Genomic DNA, 16333 nt, shown 5'->3' with positions numbered 1-16333 from the left:
ATTAACTCGAGGCAATCGGGGAATCGGCGAGTAGCGCACGCAGGGCCTGAGGGTCAAGTCCGCGGTTTTCTTGAGAGGGAGAGGTGTCTGTTAACCACAGCAGCTCAGTCACGACTGTTAGGGCAATCGCATAGGGCGTCTTATTGTTGAGCTTCTGGCCGTAAATGCGGCCAATAGGGCTTCGCACACGGGCAATCTGCTCCGCGGTATAGCCGTTTCTCTGGAGGCGACCTTGAAAGCTTGCCCACTTACTCTCGGAGCCAATTAACCCGATAGACGCAACGTCATTACGTTCGATGAGGGCTGCAATAAGTGCGTAATCTTCATCATGACTATGGGTAAGCACCAGCGCATGGGCTTGCGAGGGCAATGCAGCGATACTTTGAGAGACATCCTTAAGCAGGTGACAGCTAACCCGTGATTGATGCTGATCCTGACCACTAAAGACATTGCTACGGCTATCGTACCAATGCAATTGCCATTGTAGTGGGGCGCTTAAGGTAGCTATTTCGCGGCCGACATGGCCTGCGCCAAAGATAGCGATATGCGCTTCTACACCGGGGAATACTTCTAGCAGGACATTCACAAAGCCGCCGCAGCACTGACCGCTGCGGCCACCCAGCGAAAAGGATTCTAAATGAAAGCCTGCGCTGCCTTGTTGCAAAAAGCCCCGGGCGGCGCTGATGGTTTGCCACTCAAATGTTCCACCCCCGAGCGTGTCGAAGATAGCATCGGCAGTAATGACCATACGCGCTCCCGGCTCACGTGGCGTCGAGCCCGCGCTAGTGACCTGTGTAGCCAGCACATGGGGTGTACCGCTGCGCTGCAAGCGGTGCAGAGCAGCGTGCCATGTTTCAGAAGCCTGCGTCATAACGCTTTATTCCTAATGGCATTGGCTGCCAGCATGACTCTTTCAGGGGTGGCTGGCGTGTCCAAGTGAGGTGAGGTGCGATAATCCGTAAGGCTGGCGAGTGCATCCCGCAGCGCTGACCATACGCAAATTCCCAGCATAAAAGGGGGTTCGCCGACGGCCTTGGAGCGATATAGGCTAGCCATGGAGTTAGGGTGGCCCTCCAGCAGGTCAACATTAAAAATAGGTGGAAGATCACCGAAGGTTGGGATCTTATAAGTCGCTGGGCCATCGGTGACTAACACGCCATTATCGTTCCATTTTAGCTCTTCGCTGGTTAGCCATCCCATGCCCTGTATAAAGCCGCCTTCCACCTGGCCCATATCGATGGCCGGGTTGAGCGAATCCCCGACATCATGAAGGATATCCACCCGATCCACCTGGTACTCGCCGCTCAGCGTATCCACGCTCACTTCGCTCACGGCGGCGCCAAAGGCATAGTAATAGAAAGGGCGCCCTTGGCCGCTGGCCCGGTTGTAATAAATCAGTGGTGTGGCATAGAAGCCTTTTTCAGAGAGCGAGATACGATTCAGGTAGGCGGTTTGTACAAGCTCGCCCCAAGGGATACGGCGTTCGCTCTCGCCGAATCCAGCCACCAGCATGCCGTCTTTCAAATGCATACCTTCGCGGTCTAAGCCCTCAGTAAAATGTTCTGCAGCGAAGTCGAAGAGGCGTTCGCGTAGTTTACTTGCCGCATCCCGTGCTGCCATGCCGTTTAAGTCGGCGCCACTGGAGGCGGCAGTGGGCGACGTATTAGGTACTTTATCGGTACGCGTTGCACTGATGCGTACGCTGTCCAGATCAAGCCCAAGCTCTCTTGCCACAACTTGGCAAATCTTGGTATGCAGCCCCTGACCCATTTCCGTGCCGCCATGATTGATCATGATGCTGCCGTCGGTATACACGTGAAGCAGCGCACCCGCTTGATTAAGGTGCTGGGCGGTAAACGAAATGCCGAATTTAACCGGCGTAAGGGCAAGGCCCTTTTTGATAATTGGGCTCGTCGTGTTGAACTCATTTATGGCATGGCGGCGTGACCAGTAGTCACTGCTGTTCTCAAGTGTTTCCACCAGGGTGTGAAGTAACTGTTTTTGATCCACTTGCTGGCCATAATGAGTAACGTCGCGGCCCTCTCGGTAAAAATTCCGCTTACGGATGGTTAGCGGGTCTTCGCCAACCTTGCGGGCAATGTCATCCATTGCGGCCTCAATGATCATCATTCCTTGTGGCCCGCCAAACCCTCGGAAGGCTGTGTTTGATGCTGTGTGCGTTTTTGCACGATGGCCGGTGACGCGCGCATTGCCCAATGAGTAGGCGTTATCAGCATGAAACATCGCACGATCTACAATGGCGTCGGAGAGGTCAGGGGAGTAACCGCAGTCACCGATAAGGGTAAGCTCGCCGCCCTGAATGATGCCTTGTTGATCAATCGCCAACCGGTAGCGGTTATGAAAAGGGTGTCGTTTTCCCGTCGCGCGCATATCCTCGCTGCGAGGCAAGCGCAAGCGGGTGGCTTTGCCCGTTCGGCGGGCAATGAGTGCAGCAATACACGCCCAGGGAGAGGCTTGGGTTTCTTTGCCGCCAAACCCGCCACCCATGCGGCGAACTTCAACGGTGACCGCATGGAAGGGAATACCCAACACTTCGGCAACAAGCTTTTGAGTTTCACTGGGGTGCTGGTTAGACGTGTGGACTATGACACCTTCATCTTCGGTAGGCAGCACGATGCATGCTTGGCCCTCAAGATAGAAGTGTTCCTGTCCGCCGATGAAGAGTTCGCCCTCGATGAGTTGTGCTGCTTGTTCCAAGGCTCCCTGCCAGTCACCACGCTCTTGTACGTGCGTAGGGCGGACAAATTCTTCACGCTCGGCGGCAGCCACGGGATCAAGGCTCGCAGGTTGTTCATCGATATGCAGGTTGGCGAGCTTCACGGCCCGGCGGGCTGCCTGTAACGATGTCGCGGCCACCGCAAAGATACACTGGCCAGCATAGCTGATTTCGTGGTCCACAAAGATAGGGTCGCCCGGAAATACCGGTCCAATATCAGTGTGGCCCGGTACATCGTCAAACGTTATGACGTCGATGACCCCAGGTGCTTGTTTAACCGCATCAAGCTCAAGTTTTGTTAACGTGCCATGGGCGGCGGTTGATAAGCCAAGCGCAACGTGCAGAGCATCTGCGGGTGTTTTTAAATCGTCAATATAAGCTGCTTTGCCAGTGACGTGCTTTTTCGCGCTTTCGTGAAAGCTTGCGCTTCCTGCCTGGCGTTGCCCATCACTGTCGACCGTGTGGCGGGCAAGCGGGCTAGAGCCTTTAATCTGATCATATAGCTCACGGCGCGCACGACTGCTGTCGCCATCGAGTTTAGTGAGCGTACGCATGAAGCATCACCTCCTGGTCGGGCGCTGAAAGCGTCATATATAAACGCTCTAGCAGGTTGAGGGCTGCTTGCTGACGATAATTCTGGCTGCCCCGCACATCGCTCATCGGTTGAAACTCATCGGCAAGTGCCCGCTGCGCCTTTTGAAAACTGGTTTTGGAGAGCGGTTGGCCTTCCAGCATCGCTTCGGTTTCGAGCGCTCGTTTAGGCGTAGCGGCCATGCCGCCAAACGCGATGCGCATGTCTTGTATCACGCCATCTTCCAGTCGGTAGCAAAATGCACCCAATACTGCTGATATATCGTCTTCGCGCCGCTTAGATAATTTCCAAACACGAAGCGTCGCGGTGCTAGCCAATTTTGGGATAAACACTCTACTGACAACTTCATCTGCTGCCAGAGCGGTTTTTTTATAGTCGATAAAGAAAGCACTCAAAGGGAGCTGTCTTGAACCATCGTGGTTGGCAAGCTCTACCCAAGCGTTAAGCGCTAGTAAGACAGGTGGCGTATCGCCAATAGGAGATGCGTTGGCAATATTGCCGCCGATGGTTCCTCTATTGCGTATTTGCTGAGAGCCCAGACGTTGTAGCAAGTGCGCAAATGCCGGAAAGTGGTTGCCTAGCAGCGGCTCTAGCTGGGTGTAAGTGACTCCAGCGCCTACCCACCAGCCCGGCTGCTCATGGAAAGTGATTTCCTCGATTTGGCGCAGCTCGCTAACCTGTGAAACATCAATAAGCTGATCCAGTTTTACTAACCGCTGAGTATTTTCCAGCCATAAATCCGTTGCGCCGGCGACTAACCGGGCGCTGGGATAAAGGCGGCGCGAATTGGTGAGTTCGCCAAGTGTGGTTGGCTGAGCAAACAACGGCGCGTTGTTGTCTTTGACGTCCGACACACCAGAAGGTGGTGCGATGGGCAGCGAAGCATCGAACCACTGCGGTGCCTGCCAGGGCATCTGTTGCATACTTAATGCTGCATCGCGTATGGGGCGATAGCCAGTACAGCGGCATAAGTTACCACCCAATACGGCTTCCAATCGCTCTGGAGTTAAAGGAGCGGGGTGTTGTTGCTGAGTGGTGTGCAGGGTGAAAAGCGACATGACGATCCCCGGTGTACAAAATCCGCATTGGCTACCGTGGCATTCAATCATGGCTTGTTGCGCTGGGTGTAGCTGGTCGCCTTGAGCTAAGCCTTCGATAGTGGCTACATGGCGGCGATGAAGCTGATGCGCTGGAGTAATGCAGGCGTTGACGCTTTGAAAGCAGGGCGCAGCGTTCTCAGGATTACAAATAGCTACCGTGCAAGCCCCGCAGTCGCCGGAAGCGCATCCCTCTTTGGTGCCTGTCATGCCCAAATGGTCGCGTAATAACGTTAAAATGCTAGTGTCTGGTGACACGCTGCACTGCTTGGGGGTGCCATTGAGCAAAAACTCAATTGTAGCCATACCAAACTCCATCGTAATTGCTTTGACCGATCGGTCAATACTGCTTGAGCTTGAGACAAAATAGCGCTTCTTGCAAGGTTTTGATCGCTGCGCTTATGTAGTGCGAGGAAACGTATAGCGCTTGGTTTTGGGGCATTTTATGGAAGCCGCGGTTATCATCGATATTCCTCTCTTTTAGCAATGAATTAAGGAACCCAGCGAATGACGGCTGAAACAGCTAACCAGGAAAGCGCCGGTCGATACCGCATCGAGCGGATTATATTGAGTGCTGCTGAGCAGGTGTTTTCGCAGCATGGATATCGGGGGGCCAGTTTGCAGGCAATTGCTGATCAGGCAGGATTGCCCAAAGCCAATATTCTGTATTACATGGGTAGCAAGCAGGCACTTTACGTCCGATTGCTCAACCGCATGATGACTCGCTGGAACGCGGTTCTTGAAGACATAACGCCTGAAAGCGATCCTGGTCGTGTCCTTAGCGATTTCATACGCACTAAGATGGTGCTCGGTCAGCAATATCCTGAAGGCTCTAAATTATTTGCCGCTGAAATTTTAGCGGGTGCTCCTTTCCTAAATGAGTATTTATCTGGCGAATTACGCGATTGGGTCGCTTCTCGGGCGGCCATTATTCGACAGTGGTCAAGCCAAGGCAAAATGGACAATATTGATCCACGCTTACTTATTTTTCTGATTTGGTCCGCAACTCAGCATTACACTGAATATAGTGCTCAGGTCAGCGCAATTCTAGGTAAAGATGCGCTTAATGAAGAAGGCCTTGAATCGATCTCCCGATTCCTTGAACAAGTGATCTTAAAAGGGTGCGGTATTCAGCATCCAGTTGCCCCACGTTCTGCTCCTGTGTGACTGTCTATGTCGACGTTACCCATCGAGCCGCATTTAGCTTCTCTGCAAGAGGCCTTAACCGCACACAATCGACTTATCTTGGTGGCTCAGCCAGGGGCTGGTAAAACCACTCGTGTCCCGCTGACTCTGCTTTCTAGCCAGTGGGCACAAGGTCAAAGGCTATTGCTGCTGGAACCCCGTCGAGTCGCAGCGCGGCTGGCGGCAACGTTTATGGCCCTGCAGCTTAATGAACCGGTGGGTCATACGGTGGGCTATCGAATGCGCGGTGACAGCCAAGTCAGCGAGCATACCCGGTTAGAAGTCGTCACCCAGGGGGTGCTTACCCGTATGCTGCAGGATGATCCGTTACTTGAGGGGATTGGCGGGATTATCTTCGATGAGTTTCATGAGCGCAGCATCGAGGCGGACCTGGGGCTAGCGTTGGCGCTGGATGTCCAGCAAAGTATTCGCGACGATCTCCGCCTTATTGTCATGTCCGCCACTATTGATGTCGTGGCGTTGCAGAACGTCCTTGGGCTAGAGACACCGGTTATTGAAAGCACTGGGCGTCAGTATCCCGTTGACACCTTCTATCGGCCAGCGACAAGTGAAATCGCGCTGGAAACGCTGGGCTGTCAAGTAGTCCGTGAAGCCTTAGCGAAGCCGGACACTCGCGATATCCTGGTAATACTACCTGGTGTGGCTGAGATTAACCGCCTGATCGAGCTGCTGGAAAATGCCGATCTCGATATCGAGGTGAGGGCCTTGCACGGGCGTATGTCAATAGAGGCCCAGCAGCAGGCCCTCAAGCAAAATGTCTTACGCCAACGCGTTGTCGTGTCAACGGCTATCGCGGAGTCCAGTGTGACGGTAGACGGTGTGAGCGTGGTCATTGATGCGGGTCTAGAGCGGGTTCCGTTGTTTCAACCGCGCACAGGGCTTACACAATTGACCACGCGACGTGTTAATCGGGCCAGTGCCGATCAGCGTCGCGGGCGAGCGGGGCGGCAATGCCCAGGGCTTTGCTTTAGATTATGGTCTCCAGAACAGCCATTAGTTGCCTTCGGTGAGCCGGAAATACTGCAAGCTGACTTATCCCGACTGGTACTTGAACTAGCGGCGTGGGGCGTACAGTCCCCAAACGATTTAACATGGATGACTCCGCCACCTAGAGGTGCTTGGCAAAGTGGCCAAGCACTGCTACGTGAGTTGGGCATCATTGACCGAGCGGGTATGTTGACCCCTTTTGGTAAACAAAGTGCTGGTTGGCCGTTAGAGCCTCGGCTGGCTGCGATGCTAACGAAAGCTGGTTCACTAGGCATGATGCCGCTGGCCTGTGGCTTGGCTGCACTGCTAGAAAGCCAGGACCGTATCAACGATTCGCTTCGCGATGCGCTAGACGAACGTTATTGCCAGGCTGCACGCTTCCCCTACTGGCAGCGTGAGGCTAAACGCTTGGCGGTAATGGGTAATACGGCTTTTCCTCGCCATATTGGCTATGCATCGCTAAGTACATTGCTGGCACTGGCTTATCCTGATCGTATCGGTCAGTTTATCAGCCTGGGGCGCTTTAAACTCGCAAATGGCAAAACCGCCACGCTGCCGATTAGTCATCCACTGGCGAATGAGCCCTATCTTGTGGCATTAAGCGTAGAAAGCGCGTCTAGCGAGGCCAGGATATATGTGGCTGAGCCACTTGAATACGCTACGCTCGTCAGCCTTTACCCAGCTACCCAGCATTGGCACGACCACATCTATTGGTCAGATGCTCAGGGAAAACTCATCGGCGAAGCGATTCAGCGCCATGGTGAGCTGATACTGGCGACTCAACCGCTTGAGGAATTGCCTGCAGGCGCGGTTATCGACGCGCTGCTAAAGGCATTAAAGCAACGACCGGAACCGCTGTTTACCGACAATGTTAAGCAGTTGCAGGGGCGCATGGCGCTTCTTCATCAAGCCTCTCCGAAAGAGTGGCCTGACTGGTCTGATAAAAAACTGGTAGGTAGCCTAGAAGCATGGTTGGCACCTTATATGGAGGGGGTGTCGCGCATGAGTCAGCTCGAAAAAATGCCTTTTCATACCTACTTACTGGGCTCGCTGAAGTGGGATAAGCAGGTATCATTTGAGCGTTTGACGCCTACTTTGCTGACGGTGCCGAGTGGCAAGCAAGTGGCTATTGATTACACGCCTTGCTTGGAGGACCGGCCACCGATTCTGGCGCTTAAGCTTCAAGAAGCGTTTGGATGGCAGGAGACGCCCACTCTTCTCGATGGCCATGTCGCGGTCATGATTCACTTGCTCTCACCGGCCAGGCGTCCCCTTCAAGTCACGCAGGATCTACGTAGTTTCTGGCTTAATGGCTATCCAGAAGTACGTAAAGAAATGCGAGGGCGCTATCCAAAGCACCCATGGCCAGAAGACCCCTTGTCTGCGACAGCCACCTCAAGGACGAACCGGAGACGATAAACGAAAGCTCCGTAATCAGCGCAGCCCTTGTCTGGCAAAGAACGCTAAATCACATTTATTCGGGTATCTCGCCGGGCTTGCGGTAACGGACGCCTTGAGCGCGGCGCTCCTCTTCAGTAAGTCTTTCATCTTCTGGCGGCACGCCTAATAGGGTCTCTTTTGAGCCATCCTCCCAGGTGTAAGTGGTGCACCCAGAAAGCGACACGACCAATAGGCAGGCGGTGAAGGACGGGGCCAAAATTTTCAATAGTCGAGTATTCATCAGTCGTCTCCTTGGGCTTTTGAAAATCAATATTATCAATCAACTATAGAAGCCAGTAGTGTAAAGTGTAAATTAGCAAATGCTTGATGCGTTTAAAGCGTTGAAAGCTCGTACGGTAACATGTTGGCAGTGAGCTATTGTGAATTAATAAGCATAACCAGAGCATAGCGATAGGCTAGCGGCACTAGCGATCCAAAGAGGTGAGTATGTGGTCGGTAATTAAATCGGTGCTTGCAGCACTCATCGGGGTGCAAAGTGATCGCAAACGGCGTGAGGATTTCAGCCACAAGCACCCGGCTATGTTTATTATTGCTTTCATTATCATCACTTTATTGTTCGTTATGGTGCTATGGGGGCTGGCTTTTTTTATTGCAGGTTAAACGAGACGGCTTTATTTTTCTTAAATGACGTGAACATTGGCGGGTGTTTTCTATACTACATTTGATAGCGTTTTTCGGTACTTGTCTGTCTAGCACCTAAATTTGGGAAGTGGCGTACCGCCACAACAACAATAACAAGGGGGCTTCAATGCGCTTATGGTGGCGACCATTAGTGGTTTGTGCAGGTGTGTTAAGTAGTGCTGCTTGCTTCGCCCAATCGTGGAATATGCCCATTGGTGTGACCAATGTGAGTCGTGAGATCCACGGCCTTCACATGACCATTTTTTGGATATGTGTCGCCATTGGGGTGGTGGTCTTTGGAGCCATGTTTTATTCGCTTGCGCGCTACCGTCATGCACGGGGAGCCAAAGCGGCCCACTTTCATGAGAACACCAAGGTAGAAATACTTTGGACGGTAATTCCCGTTCTTATTCTCGTCGGCATGGCCGTGCCTGCTACGGCTACACTGAAAGATATGTACGATGCTTCCGATGCTGAGTTGGACGTCATGATAACGGGCCAGCAATGGCGTTGGCGTTATGAATATCTGGGCGAGGATGTTGCCTTTAATTCCAATCTTAGTACCCCTCGTAACCAAATTGGTGGCGACGAAAGCCGAGGAGAGCATTATCTGCTAGAAGTGGACGAGCCTCTTGTTCTACCGATTAACCGTAAAATTCGTTTTCTGATGACCTCTGACGACGTTATTCACTCCTGGTGGGTGCCTGATCTGGCCGTTAAGCAAGACACTATTCCTGGGTTTATAAACGAAAACTGGGTCAAAATTAATGAGCCGGGCATTTATCGGGGGCAATGTGCAGAGCTTTGCGGCATTGACCACGGGTTTATGCCTGTGGTGGTTCAAGCAATGGAAGAAGACGCCTTCGATGAATGGATTGCTGAGCGTAAACAAGCAGCTGAGCAAGAATCTCAAGGCGTTGATCGCGAGTGGGCCATGGATGAGTTGATGGAAAGGGGGGAAACGGTTTACGAGTCGATATGTGCATCGTGCCATGAATCGGATGGAGAGGGGTCTCCACCGGCATTTCCGGCGCTCGCGGGTAATCAACAGTTAATTGATGATCTCGATTGGCATTTAGATAAAGTTATCAATGGTGTTTCTGGGGCGGCGATGCCGGCGTTCCGCAGTACCTTGAATCCGGCTGAAATTGCTGCGGTAGTTACTTATACCCAAAACGCTTGGGGTAATGACACCCAAGAGCAAGTTCAGCCCGCAAGCGTTGCAGAACAAATCGACCCATAGATGTACTGCAGGTAAAACCGATAATAATATGTTTGGAGACGGATATGGCACCAAAGATACCTCTGCAGTCGACGCTACAGAATAGCGAGTCAATAGCCAGCGCTGGTGGTGTTAGCCACCATGCGTCGTCGCCAACAGGTTGGCGGCGTTGGGTTTTAACCACTAACCATAAAGAAATTGGCACGCTTTATTTAATTTTTTCTTTAACCATGTTTTTTGTTGGCGGTATCTTCGCGCTTGTGGTTCGTGCGGAGCTATTTCAGCCGGGCTTGCAGTTAGTCAATCCTGAGTTTTTTAATCAGATGACAACGATGCATGGCCTTATTATGGTGTTTGCCGCTGTTATGCCAGCCTTTACAGGGCTAGCTAACTGGATGATTCCATTGCAAATCGGCGCACCTGATATGGCATTGCCGCGATTGAATAACTTTAGTTTTTGGCTTCTGCCTGTAGCGTTTACATTGCTACTTTCCACACTATTAATGCCGGGGGGTGGTCCGAATTTCGGCTGGACGTTCTATGCGCCCTTGTCTACGACCTATGCTCCGGCATCGACAACCTTTTTTATTCTCGCTTTACACATCGCTGGGATTAGTTCGATTTTGGGCGCGATTAATATTATCGCTACCATTTTAAACATGCGTGCACCTGGCATGCGTCTGATGGATATGCCTCTATTTGTGTGGACTTGGTTAATCACCGCTTTCTTACTCATTGCAGTGATGCCGGTTTTGGCGGGCGTCATTACGATGATGCTGATGGATATTAACTTTGGGACTAGTTTTTTCGATGCGGGTGGGGGCGGTGACCCTGTGCTTTTTCAGCACCTTTTTTGGTTTTTTGGTCATCCTGAAGTTTACATAATGATTTTGCCGGCTTTTGGTATTGTGTCGGCGATCATTCCCACTTTCGCCCGAAAGCCGCTTTTTGGGTACGCCTCCATGGTATATGCAACCGCTGCCATTGCTCTATTATCATTTTTGGTATGGGCGCACCATATGTTTGTAGTGGGGCTGCCTTTGGTCGCTGAATTATTCTTTATGTATTCGACGATGCTGATCGCCGTACCTACGGGGGTTAAAGTTTTCAATTGGGTGACAACTCTTTTTCGGGGCTCAATTAGTTTTGAGTCGCCAATGTTATTCGCGCTTGCTTTCGTAGTGTTATTTACCATCGGCGGGTTTTCGGGGTTAATGCTTGCTATTGCACCAGCTGATTTTCAATATCACGACACCTATTTTGTTGTGGCTCATTTTCATTACGTTTTAGTCCCAGGTGCCATCTTTGCCATTATGGCGGGGGTATATTACTGGCTGCCCAAATGGACAGGGCACTATCCAAACGAGACGCTTGCAAAGTGGCATTTCTGGTTTTCCGTTATTGGTGTTAACTTGACATTCTTCCCTATGCATTTTGCCGGTTTAGCCGGCATGCCCAGAAGGATACCGGACTATGCTCTTCAGTTTGCCGACTTTAATTTGGTCTCCAGTATAGGCGCTTTCTTTTTTGGCACGTCGCAACTGCTTTTCGTGCTGGTAATCGTTTTATGCGTGAAAGGGGGGAAGCAAGCACCTGCTCAAGCATGGGAAGGTGCGGTCGATTTAGAGTGGACGGTACCTAGCCCGGCCCCTTTACATACGTTCGAGACGCCTCCTGTATTTCGTCCGGCAGAAAAATAAGTAGTTAATCCCACTATGTAGCATTACATGGAGAGGTATATGCATTCATACCAAGCAGATGGGGTTAAGAAAACGGTCACTAAGACAATTTTCGCTTTGGTGGGTATGTTTGCTTTTGCTTTTTCGCTGGTTCCACTGTACGACGTTTTTTGCGATGTAACTGGTATCAATGGCAAGGTGAGTACGACAGCGAAACGTGCTTTAGGCGACGACGTTAATAGCGAACGTTATGTGACGGTTCAGTTTATTACGCGCACGAGTGCAGGGCTGCCTTGGCAACTAGGGGTTGAAAGCCACCAAGTACAGGTTCATCCAGGCCAAACGACTGAGATTGATTTTACGTTTTCCAATCGCAGCCAGTCGGTTAGCTGGGGGCGGGCTGTGCCCAGTGTTAGCCCCTCTTCTGCAACAGCGCATGTGCGTAAGGTGAGTTGCTTTTGTTTCCAGGAGCAACGACTCGAGGCTAATGAAAGCCTTACAATTCCACTTGTTTTTCAATTAGACAATACATTGCCAAAGGATATAGCGACCGTTACATTGGTATATACGCTATACCCCATAAAAGAAAATGATGATAGCCCAGCTGTAGCAAAAAACATGAATAACAAAAATGGGGAGATTTGATATGAGTGGCGCTAGCTATTACGTTCCTGCAACAAGTCGCTGGCCGATATTAGGGTCTCTGGCAGTTGGTTTGCTGATGATAGGTTTAGGCGCGCAGCTTGTTTATGGTACCACTGCGCTGGTAATCGCAATAGGCTTTCTTTCGATTGTGACGGTAATGGCATTTTGGTTTCGAGATGTCATTAAAGAGTCTCATCTCGGGCTTTATAATAACCAAATGGATCGCTCATTCCGTTGGGGGATGGGGTGGTTCATTTTTTCTGAAGTGATGTTTTTTGCTGCTTTTTTTGGTGCTTTATTTTACGTTAGAACGTTTGCCGTTCCATGGTTAGGCGGTGAAGGAACGAAAGGTGTATCTGCACTTTTATGGCCAAACTTTATAGCCGAATGGCCTTTATTGAGCCCGCCTGACGCCTCCATTTCGGGGCCTGATAATGTATTCAGTCCCTGGCAGTTGCCGTTGGTGAATACTTTGTTATTGGTTACCTCAAGTATCACCTTAACGATTGCGCACGAGGCACTTAAAGAGGGGCATCGCTCAGTATGTAGGAATTGGCTGGCTGGCACTGTTTTGCTTGGTTGTTGTTTTATTTTTATTCAAGGTGTCGAATATTATGAAGCTTATCAACATTATGGCATTACACTGGAAGCTGGTATTTTTGGCTCTACGTTCTTTATATTAACGGGTTTTCACGGTGTTCACGTTATTATTGGCACTTTGATTCTTATGGTGATGTTGGTGCGTATTTTCCGTGGGCATTTTTCGGATTCTCAGCACTTTGCTTTCGAGGCGTCTTGCTGGTATTGGCATTTTGTCGACGTTGTATGGCTGGGGTTGTTTATCTTTGTTTATGTAGTTTGAGTTATTAAGTGAGTTGGCCGCTCAAAAAGCCATACGTAATAAGTACTAAGAGTAGGGCGGCGAAGCCTATTCGCCACTTCAATGAGGTGAGTAGCCGCTTGGACGATGTTCCATCGCGTAACAGGTAACCAGCACCTGCCGCTAAACTAAGCAACATGGCGATAAAAATAATGATAATGAGTGATTTAAGTAGCATAAAAAAACGTTCCTTATGTCGCTGGCGTCAATATGGCTGGTATGCCTTTTGGCTTTCGTTGGTTTTGTTAGGTGGGTTCCTCGGTGTATGGCAATGGGACCGAGCCGACAACAAACAAGCAGCGGCATCGGCGCGAGCCAGTGCCCCAGCCCTTGTTGACCCACAAACCCAGCCCATTGAAGGGGCAGACGTTACGCTCAACGGAGAGTATATGCCTGAACATACCTTTTTTTTAGATAATCGTATCCTTGAGGGGCGTTTGGGTGTCGCCGTTTTAACGCCGTTAAAAGATAAATTTGGTCATTACTGGCTGATTCAGCGCGGTTTTATTGAAACCGGCACGAGTCGCGACCCTCCTAGTGTATCGACACCTGACCGACAGGTCTCATTAACGGGCGAATGGCAGTCTACAAAGGATGATGGCTTGCTGTTTGGACCAAACATTGAGGGGACTCGGCTGCAGCAAATTAGCTTAGCGCCTTGGCAAGGTGTAATACCAGATTTTCGTTATCAAGGGTGGGTGCATGCGCAAGATGGTGGCGGTGTCTTTTCAGAATGGTGGCAGGCCAATGTGATGCCTGCCAGTAGGCACCTTGCCTATGCATTTCAGTGGTGGGGGCTTGCGCTCGTCGCGCTAATTACGATGTGGATAGGTGGACGATACTTTAACTCTGAACGTGGACACAATAAGGAGACTTAATGGCCGCCCTCAATTCGGCTAATCGTCAGCGAGTTAAGCTGTTGCTGATATTCATTATTTTTGCTGCTCCTATTGTCACTGCTTGGGGAATGGTTGAGTGGCGAGTGGGGGTTCCACAGCAAAGTATCGCCAATGGTTCGCCAGCTGAGCAAATACCATCACTCGAGGACTGGCCCATTGACACAGAGGCAAATTTTGCCACTTCGCAGAAACGGTGGACGCTTGCCTTTGATTGTTCGCAGCAGTGTGCTGAACGTCGGGATGTTCTGTGGCGGATGCATCGCGCTTTGGGGCGTGACGCTGATCGCTTAACGCGCCTACGTATTGGAGGAGATGATGAAACCTTGCCTGGTGAGCAATTGGCACGTTGGCATGAATCTCCACCTTGGCGGAAAGCGAATAGTGTATGGCTTATCGATCCAGAAGGACGTCCTGCACTGTCATTCCCAGCTTCTATTTCAGTGGAGAAAATACTCGATGATACACAGCACTTATTCAAGGTAAACGCTAGGTAGTTCAGAGCTAATATTTGCCGTGGAGGGGTCTCAATGGTTAATCATCAGCGTATTGCCGTCATAAAGGCACTCTCCTTGATTGGTATCGCCTTAACTGCTTTAGTGATGTTGGTAGGTGCCTGGACACGCTTATCCGACGCTGGCCTTGGCTGTCCGGATTGGCCTGGTTGCTATGGTCAGTGGGTAGTGCCCACGGCATATGATGCGGCGGTAAGCTATCCAGCCTTTCCGCTAGAAGCTTCAAAAGCGTGGCTTGAGATGTTTCATCGTTATATCGCGACGCTGCTAGGTGCTACCGCGATATTGCTGCTGTGGCTAGGCTGGCCATTTAGAAGAACTAAGCACTATCCGTGGCGCATTAGTGTGCTTTTGTTACTTGTTATCGTGGCTCAAGGGATTTTTGGCGCGCTGACTGTAACGCTCACATTGTGGCCCCAAGTTGTAACGCTACATTTATTAGGTGGCATGGGAATTCTATCGATTTTTGTCTGGCTGCACTGTCGTTTGAAAGCCTTGCAAAACGGTACCTATAGAACACCCAGTAAGGCATCTGTGTATTGGTGGCTAGTAGCGGTTTTATTACTTGGTCAGTTAGCGTTGGGTGGCTGGGTTTCGAGCAATTATGCGGGGATATCATGTCAGGGCTTCCCGTCTTGTAATACGCAATGGTGGCCGGACATGGACCTTAGTGAGGGGTTCCATCTAACTCAAACCGTAGGTCCCAATTATTTACACGGCAAGCTACATGCTGATGCGCGAACGGCCATTCACATGGTGCATCGCTTATGGGGTGGCTTATTGGGGGTGGCTATCCTGATGTTGTGGTGGCGATACCGTCATTATAAAGCGGCGCGAGGTTTGGTAAGTGTATTAAAAATGTACTGTCTTCAAGTCACGCTAGGTATTGCCAGCGTTCTTTTGTGGTTGCCACTTTGGTTAGCACTACTACACACCGCAGGGGCTATGGCGCTTACTGTCAGCTATTTACTTGCTTGGTGGCGGTGGCGCTATGGCCCGCTTGGCAATGAGACTGCTCATTTCAGTGCCTCGTCATTGCGTCGTTATCGGCCATTTGAGGTGTTGACCCATAATGCTGCGCGTGCACACGCTGACATTGTAACGCCTGATGCCAGCCGGTCAGCACGTTTCGATTGAGGTTGTGTGTTTTCATGAAGGTGTTGTTTTAAGAGCTAATACTCAAAAATACCGGCCCTAAGGTTGTTTCGATATTGCTAAAATGCATATATGGCGCCAAAAGGGTATATCTTGTACGTACTCAATGGTATAAGGTGTACAAATCTAGTAAAGTAATTGATAAGTTTGGGTAAGGAGTATCATGGGTCTGACGAGCGCAATGTTACTTTTGTTCGTCGCGATAGTGGTCATTTTAGGCTTGGCGGGTTATGCCTATCGCCTACGTCAGGAAGTAAAGCGTCGTGATGCCTTTCGCGTTGCAGAAGACCAGCGTGCACAGCTTAACAGCTTGGAAAATCTTGATTGGGTGACGGCTGCATTGGTCCAGGAACAAGTTGATGTGACCGAAGGCGCCTGGCGCTGCAAAGTGTTGCTTGAAATTATTGACCCAAATTTAACTGAGAAACCTGAGTTTAAAGCCTTTTCCGATCATTACCAGCTCACAAAACATCTGAAAACCCATTCTGCACGGCAGCAACTAACGCCGCGTGAGCGCATGCAAGAAGACCGTGAGCGCTTGGCAGCTGAGGAACAGATGCGAAGTGCTGTGTTAGCGGCTGCACAGGCCGTTATTACATGGCGCAAAAAAGGCGGGCAGGGGCTTCATTGAGCTGTCAAT

At 50.7% G+C, this 16333-nt stretch carries 16 protein-coding genes; 11 read left to right on the top strand and 5 right to left on the bottom strand.

What is annotated here, in order from left to right; translation table 11 throughout:
* Position 1: 1 nt before the first annotated feature.
* The 3 genes from xdhC to xdhA are packed head-to-tail and all read right to left on the bottom strand — an operon-like array spanning position 2 to position 4732.
* Positions 2-871, bottom strand: a complete 870-nt coding sequence (gene xdhC / locus CPH17_RS03645; RefSeq protein ID WP_096298291.1) for a xanthine dehydrogenase accessory protein XdhC — start codon at positions 869-871, stop codon at positions 2-4.
* Complete coding sequence (xdhB, locus tag CPH17_RS03640; RefSeq protein WP_096298289.1) at positions 868-3291, bottom strand: xanthine dehydrogenase molybdopterin binding subunit; 2424 nt, start codon at positions 3289-3291, stop codon at positions 868-870. The genes xdhC and xdhB overlap by 4 nt, the downstream gene beginning before the upstream one ends.
* Entirely contained in the window at positions 3275-4732 is a 1458-nt protein-coding gene (gene xdhA / locus CPH17_RS03635) for a xanthine dehydrogenase small subunit (RefSeq protein ID WP_074396269.1), read from the bottom strand. The genes xdhB and xdhA overlap by 17 nt, the downstream gene beginning before the upstream one ends.
* Positions 4733-4933: 201 nt before the next feature.
* Here xdhA and CPH17_RS03630 point away from each other — a divergent pair, with 201 nt between their 5' ends.
* Together CPH17_RS03630 and hrpB are read left to right on the top strand one after the other, a co-directional pair.
* On the top strand, positions 4934-5593 hold the full coding sequence (locus CPH17_RS03630; RefSeq protein ID WP_074396270.1) for a TetR family transcriptional regulator C-terminal domain-containing protein: 660 nt from the start codon (positions 4934-4936) through the stop codon (positions 5591-5593).
* A 6-nt stretch (positions 5594-5599) separates the two neighbouring features.
* Positions 5600-8038: an ATP-dependent helicase HrpB gene (gene hrpB / locus CPH17_RS03625; RefSeq protein WP_074396271.1), complete on the top strand. Its 2439-nt coding sequence runs from the start codon at positions 5600-5602 to the stop codon at positions 8036-8038.
* Between the two features lie 55 nt (positions 8039-8093).
* Here hrpB and CPH17_RS03620 read toward each other — a convergent pair whose 3' ends face one another.
* Positions 8094-8300, bottom strand: coding sequence for a hypothetical protein (locus tag CPH17_RS03620; protein ID WP_096298287.1), 207 nt, complete (start codon positions 8298-8300; stop codon positions 8094-8096).
* Positions 8301-8506: 206 nt separating this feature from the next.
* Here CPH17_RS03620 and CPH17_RS03615 point away from each other — a divergent pair, with 206 nt between their 5' ends.
* The 5 genes from CPH17_RS03615 to CPH17_RS03595 all read left to right on the top strand — a co-directional run bounded on the left by CPH17_RS03615 (position 8507) and on the right by CPH17_RS03595 (position 13109).
* Entirely contained in the window at positions 8507-8680 is a 174-nt protein-coding gene (locus CPH17_RS03615) for a DUF2970 domain-containing protein (protein ID WP_074396273.1), read from the top strand.
* 148 nt (positions 8681-8828) lie between these two features.
* Positions 8829-9944 (top strand): cytochrome c oxidase subunit II, encoded by a 1116-nt coding sequence (coxB, locus tag CPH17_RS03610; RefSeq protein WP_096298285.1) that lies wholly within the window; start codon positions 8829-8831, stop codon positions 9942-9944.
* Positions 9945-9988: 44 nt separating this feature from the next.
* Entirely contained in the window at positions 9989-11623 is a 1635-nt protein-coding gene (gene ctaD, locus CPH17_RS03605) for a cytochrome c oxidase subunit I (RefSeq protein ID WP_096298283.1), read from the top strand.
* 39 nt (positions 11624-11662) lie between these two features.
* A complete protein-coding gene (locus tag CPH17_RS03600) occupies positions 11663-12247 on the top strand; it encodes a cytochrome c oxidase assembly protein (RefSeq protein WP_096298281.1) in 585 nt (194 codons plus the stop codon).
* A 1-nt stretch (position 12248) separates the two neighbouring features.
* Positions 12249-13109: a cytochrome c oxidase subunit 3 gene (locus CPH17_RS03595; protein ID WP_096298279.1), complete on the top strand. Its 861-nt coding sequence runs from the start codon at positions 12249-12251 to the stop codon at positions 13107-13109.
* A 4-nt stretch (positions 13110-13113) separates the two neighbouring features.
* Here CPH17_RS03595 and CPH17_RS03590 read toward each other — a convergent pair whose 3' ends face one another.
* Positions 13114-13266, bottom strand: a complete 153-nt coding sequence (locus CPH17_RS03590) for a DUF2909 family protein (protein ID WP_331712955.1) — start codon at positions 13264-13266, stop codon at positions 13114-13116.
* A gap of 19 nt (positions 13267-13285) precedes the next feature.
* Here CPH17_RS03590 and CPH17_RS03585 point away from each other — a divergent pair, with 19 nt between their 5' ends.
* The 4 genes from CPH17_RS03585 (at position 13286) to CPH17_RS03570 (ending at position 16324) form a co-directional block, all read left to right on the top strand.
* Complete coding sequence (locus CPH17_RS03585) at positions 13286-14005, top strand: SURF1 family protein (RefSeq protein ID WP_096300888.1); 720 nt, start codon at positions 13286-13288, stop codon at positions 14003-14005.
* Positions 14005-14520 (top strand): hypothetical protein, encoded by a 516-nt coding sequence (locus tag CPH17_RS03580; protein WP_096298277.1) that lies wholly within the window; start codon positions 14005-14007, stop codon positions 14518-14520. Before CPH17_RS03585 ends, CPH17_RS03580 begins: the two co-directional genes overlap by 1 nt.
* Before the next feature lie 33 nt (positions 14521-14553).
* Positions 14554-15675: a COX15/CtaA family protein gene (locus CPH17_RS03575; protein ID WP_096298275.1), complete on the top strand. Its 1122-nt coding sequence runs from the start codon at positions 14554-14556 to the stop codon at positions 15673-15675.
* A 181-nt stretch (positions 15676-15856) separates the two neighbouring features.
* A complete protein-coding gene (locus CPH17_RS03570) occupies positions 15857-16324 on the top strand; it encodes a DUF2489 domain-containing protein (RefSeq protein WP_074396282.1) in 468 nt (155 codons plus the stop codon).
* Positions 16325-16333: the final 9 nt, after the last annotated feature.

It is taken from the genome of Halomonas sp. hl-4, from assembly GCF_900215475.1.
In the GTDB taxonomy this organism is placed as follows: domain Bacteria; phylum Pseudomonadota; class Gammaproteobacteria; order Pseudomonadales; family Halomonadaceae; genus Vreelandella.
Note: the sequence above shows the minus strand (reverse complement) of the source record. Positions and strands in the feature narration are given on the sequence as shown.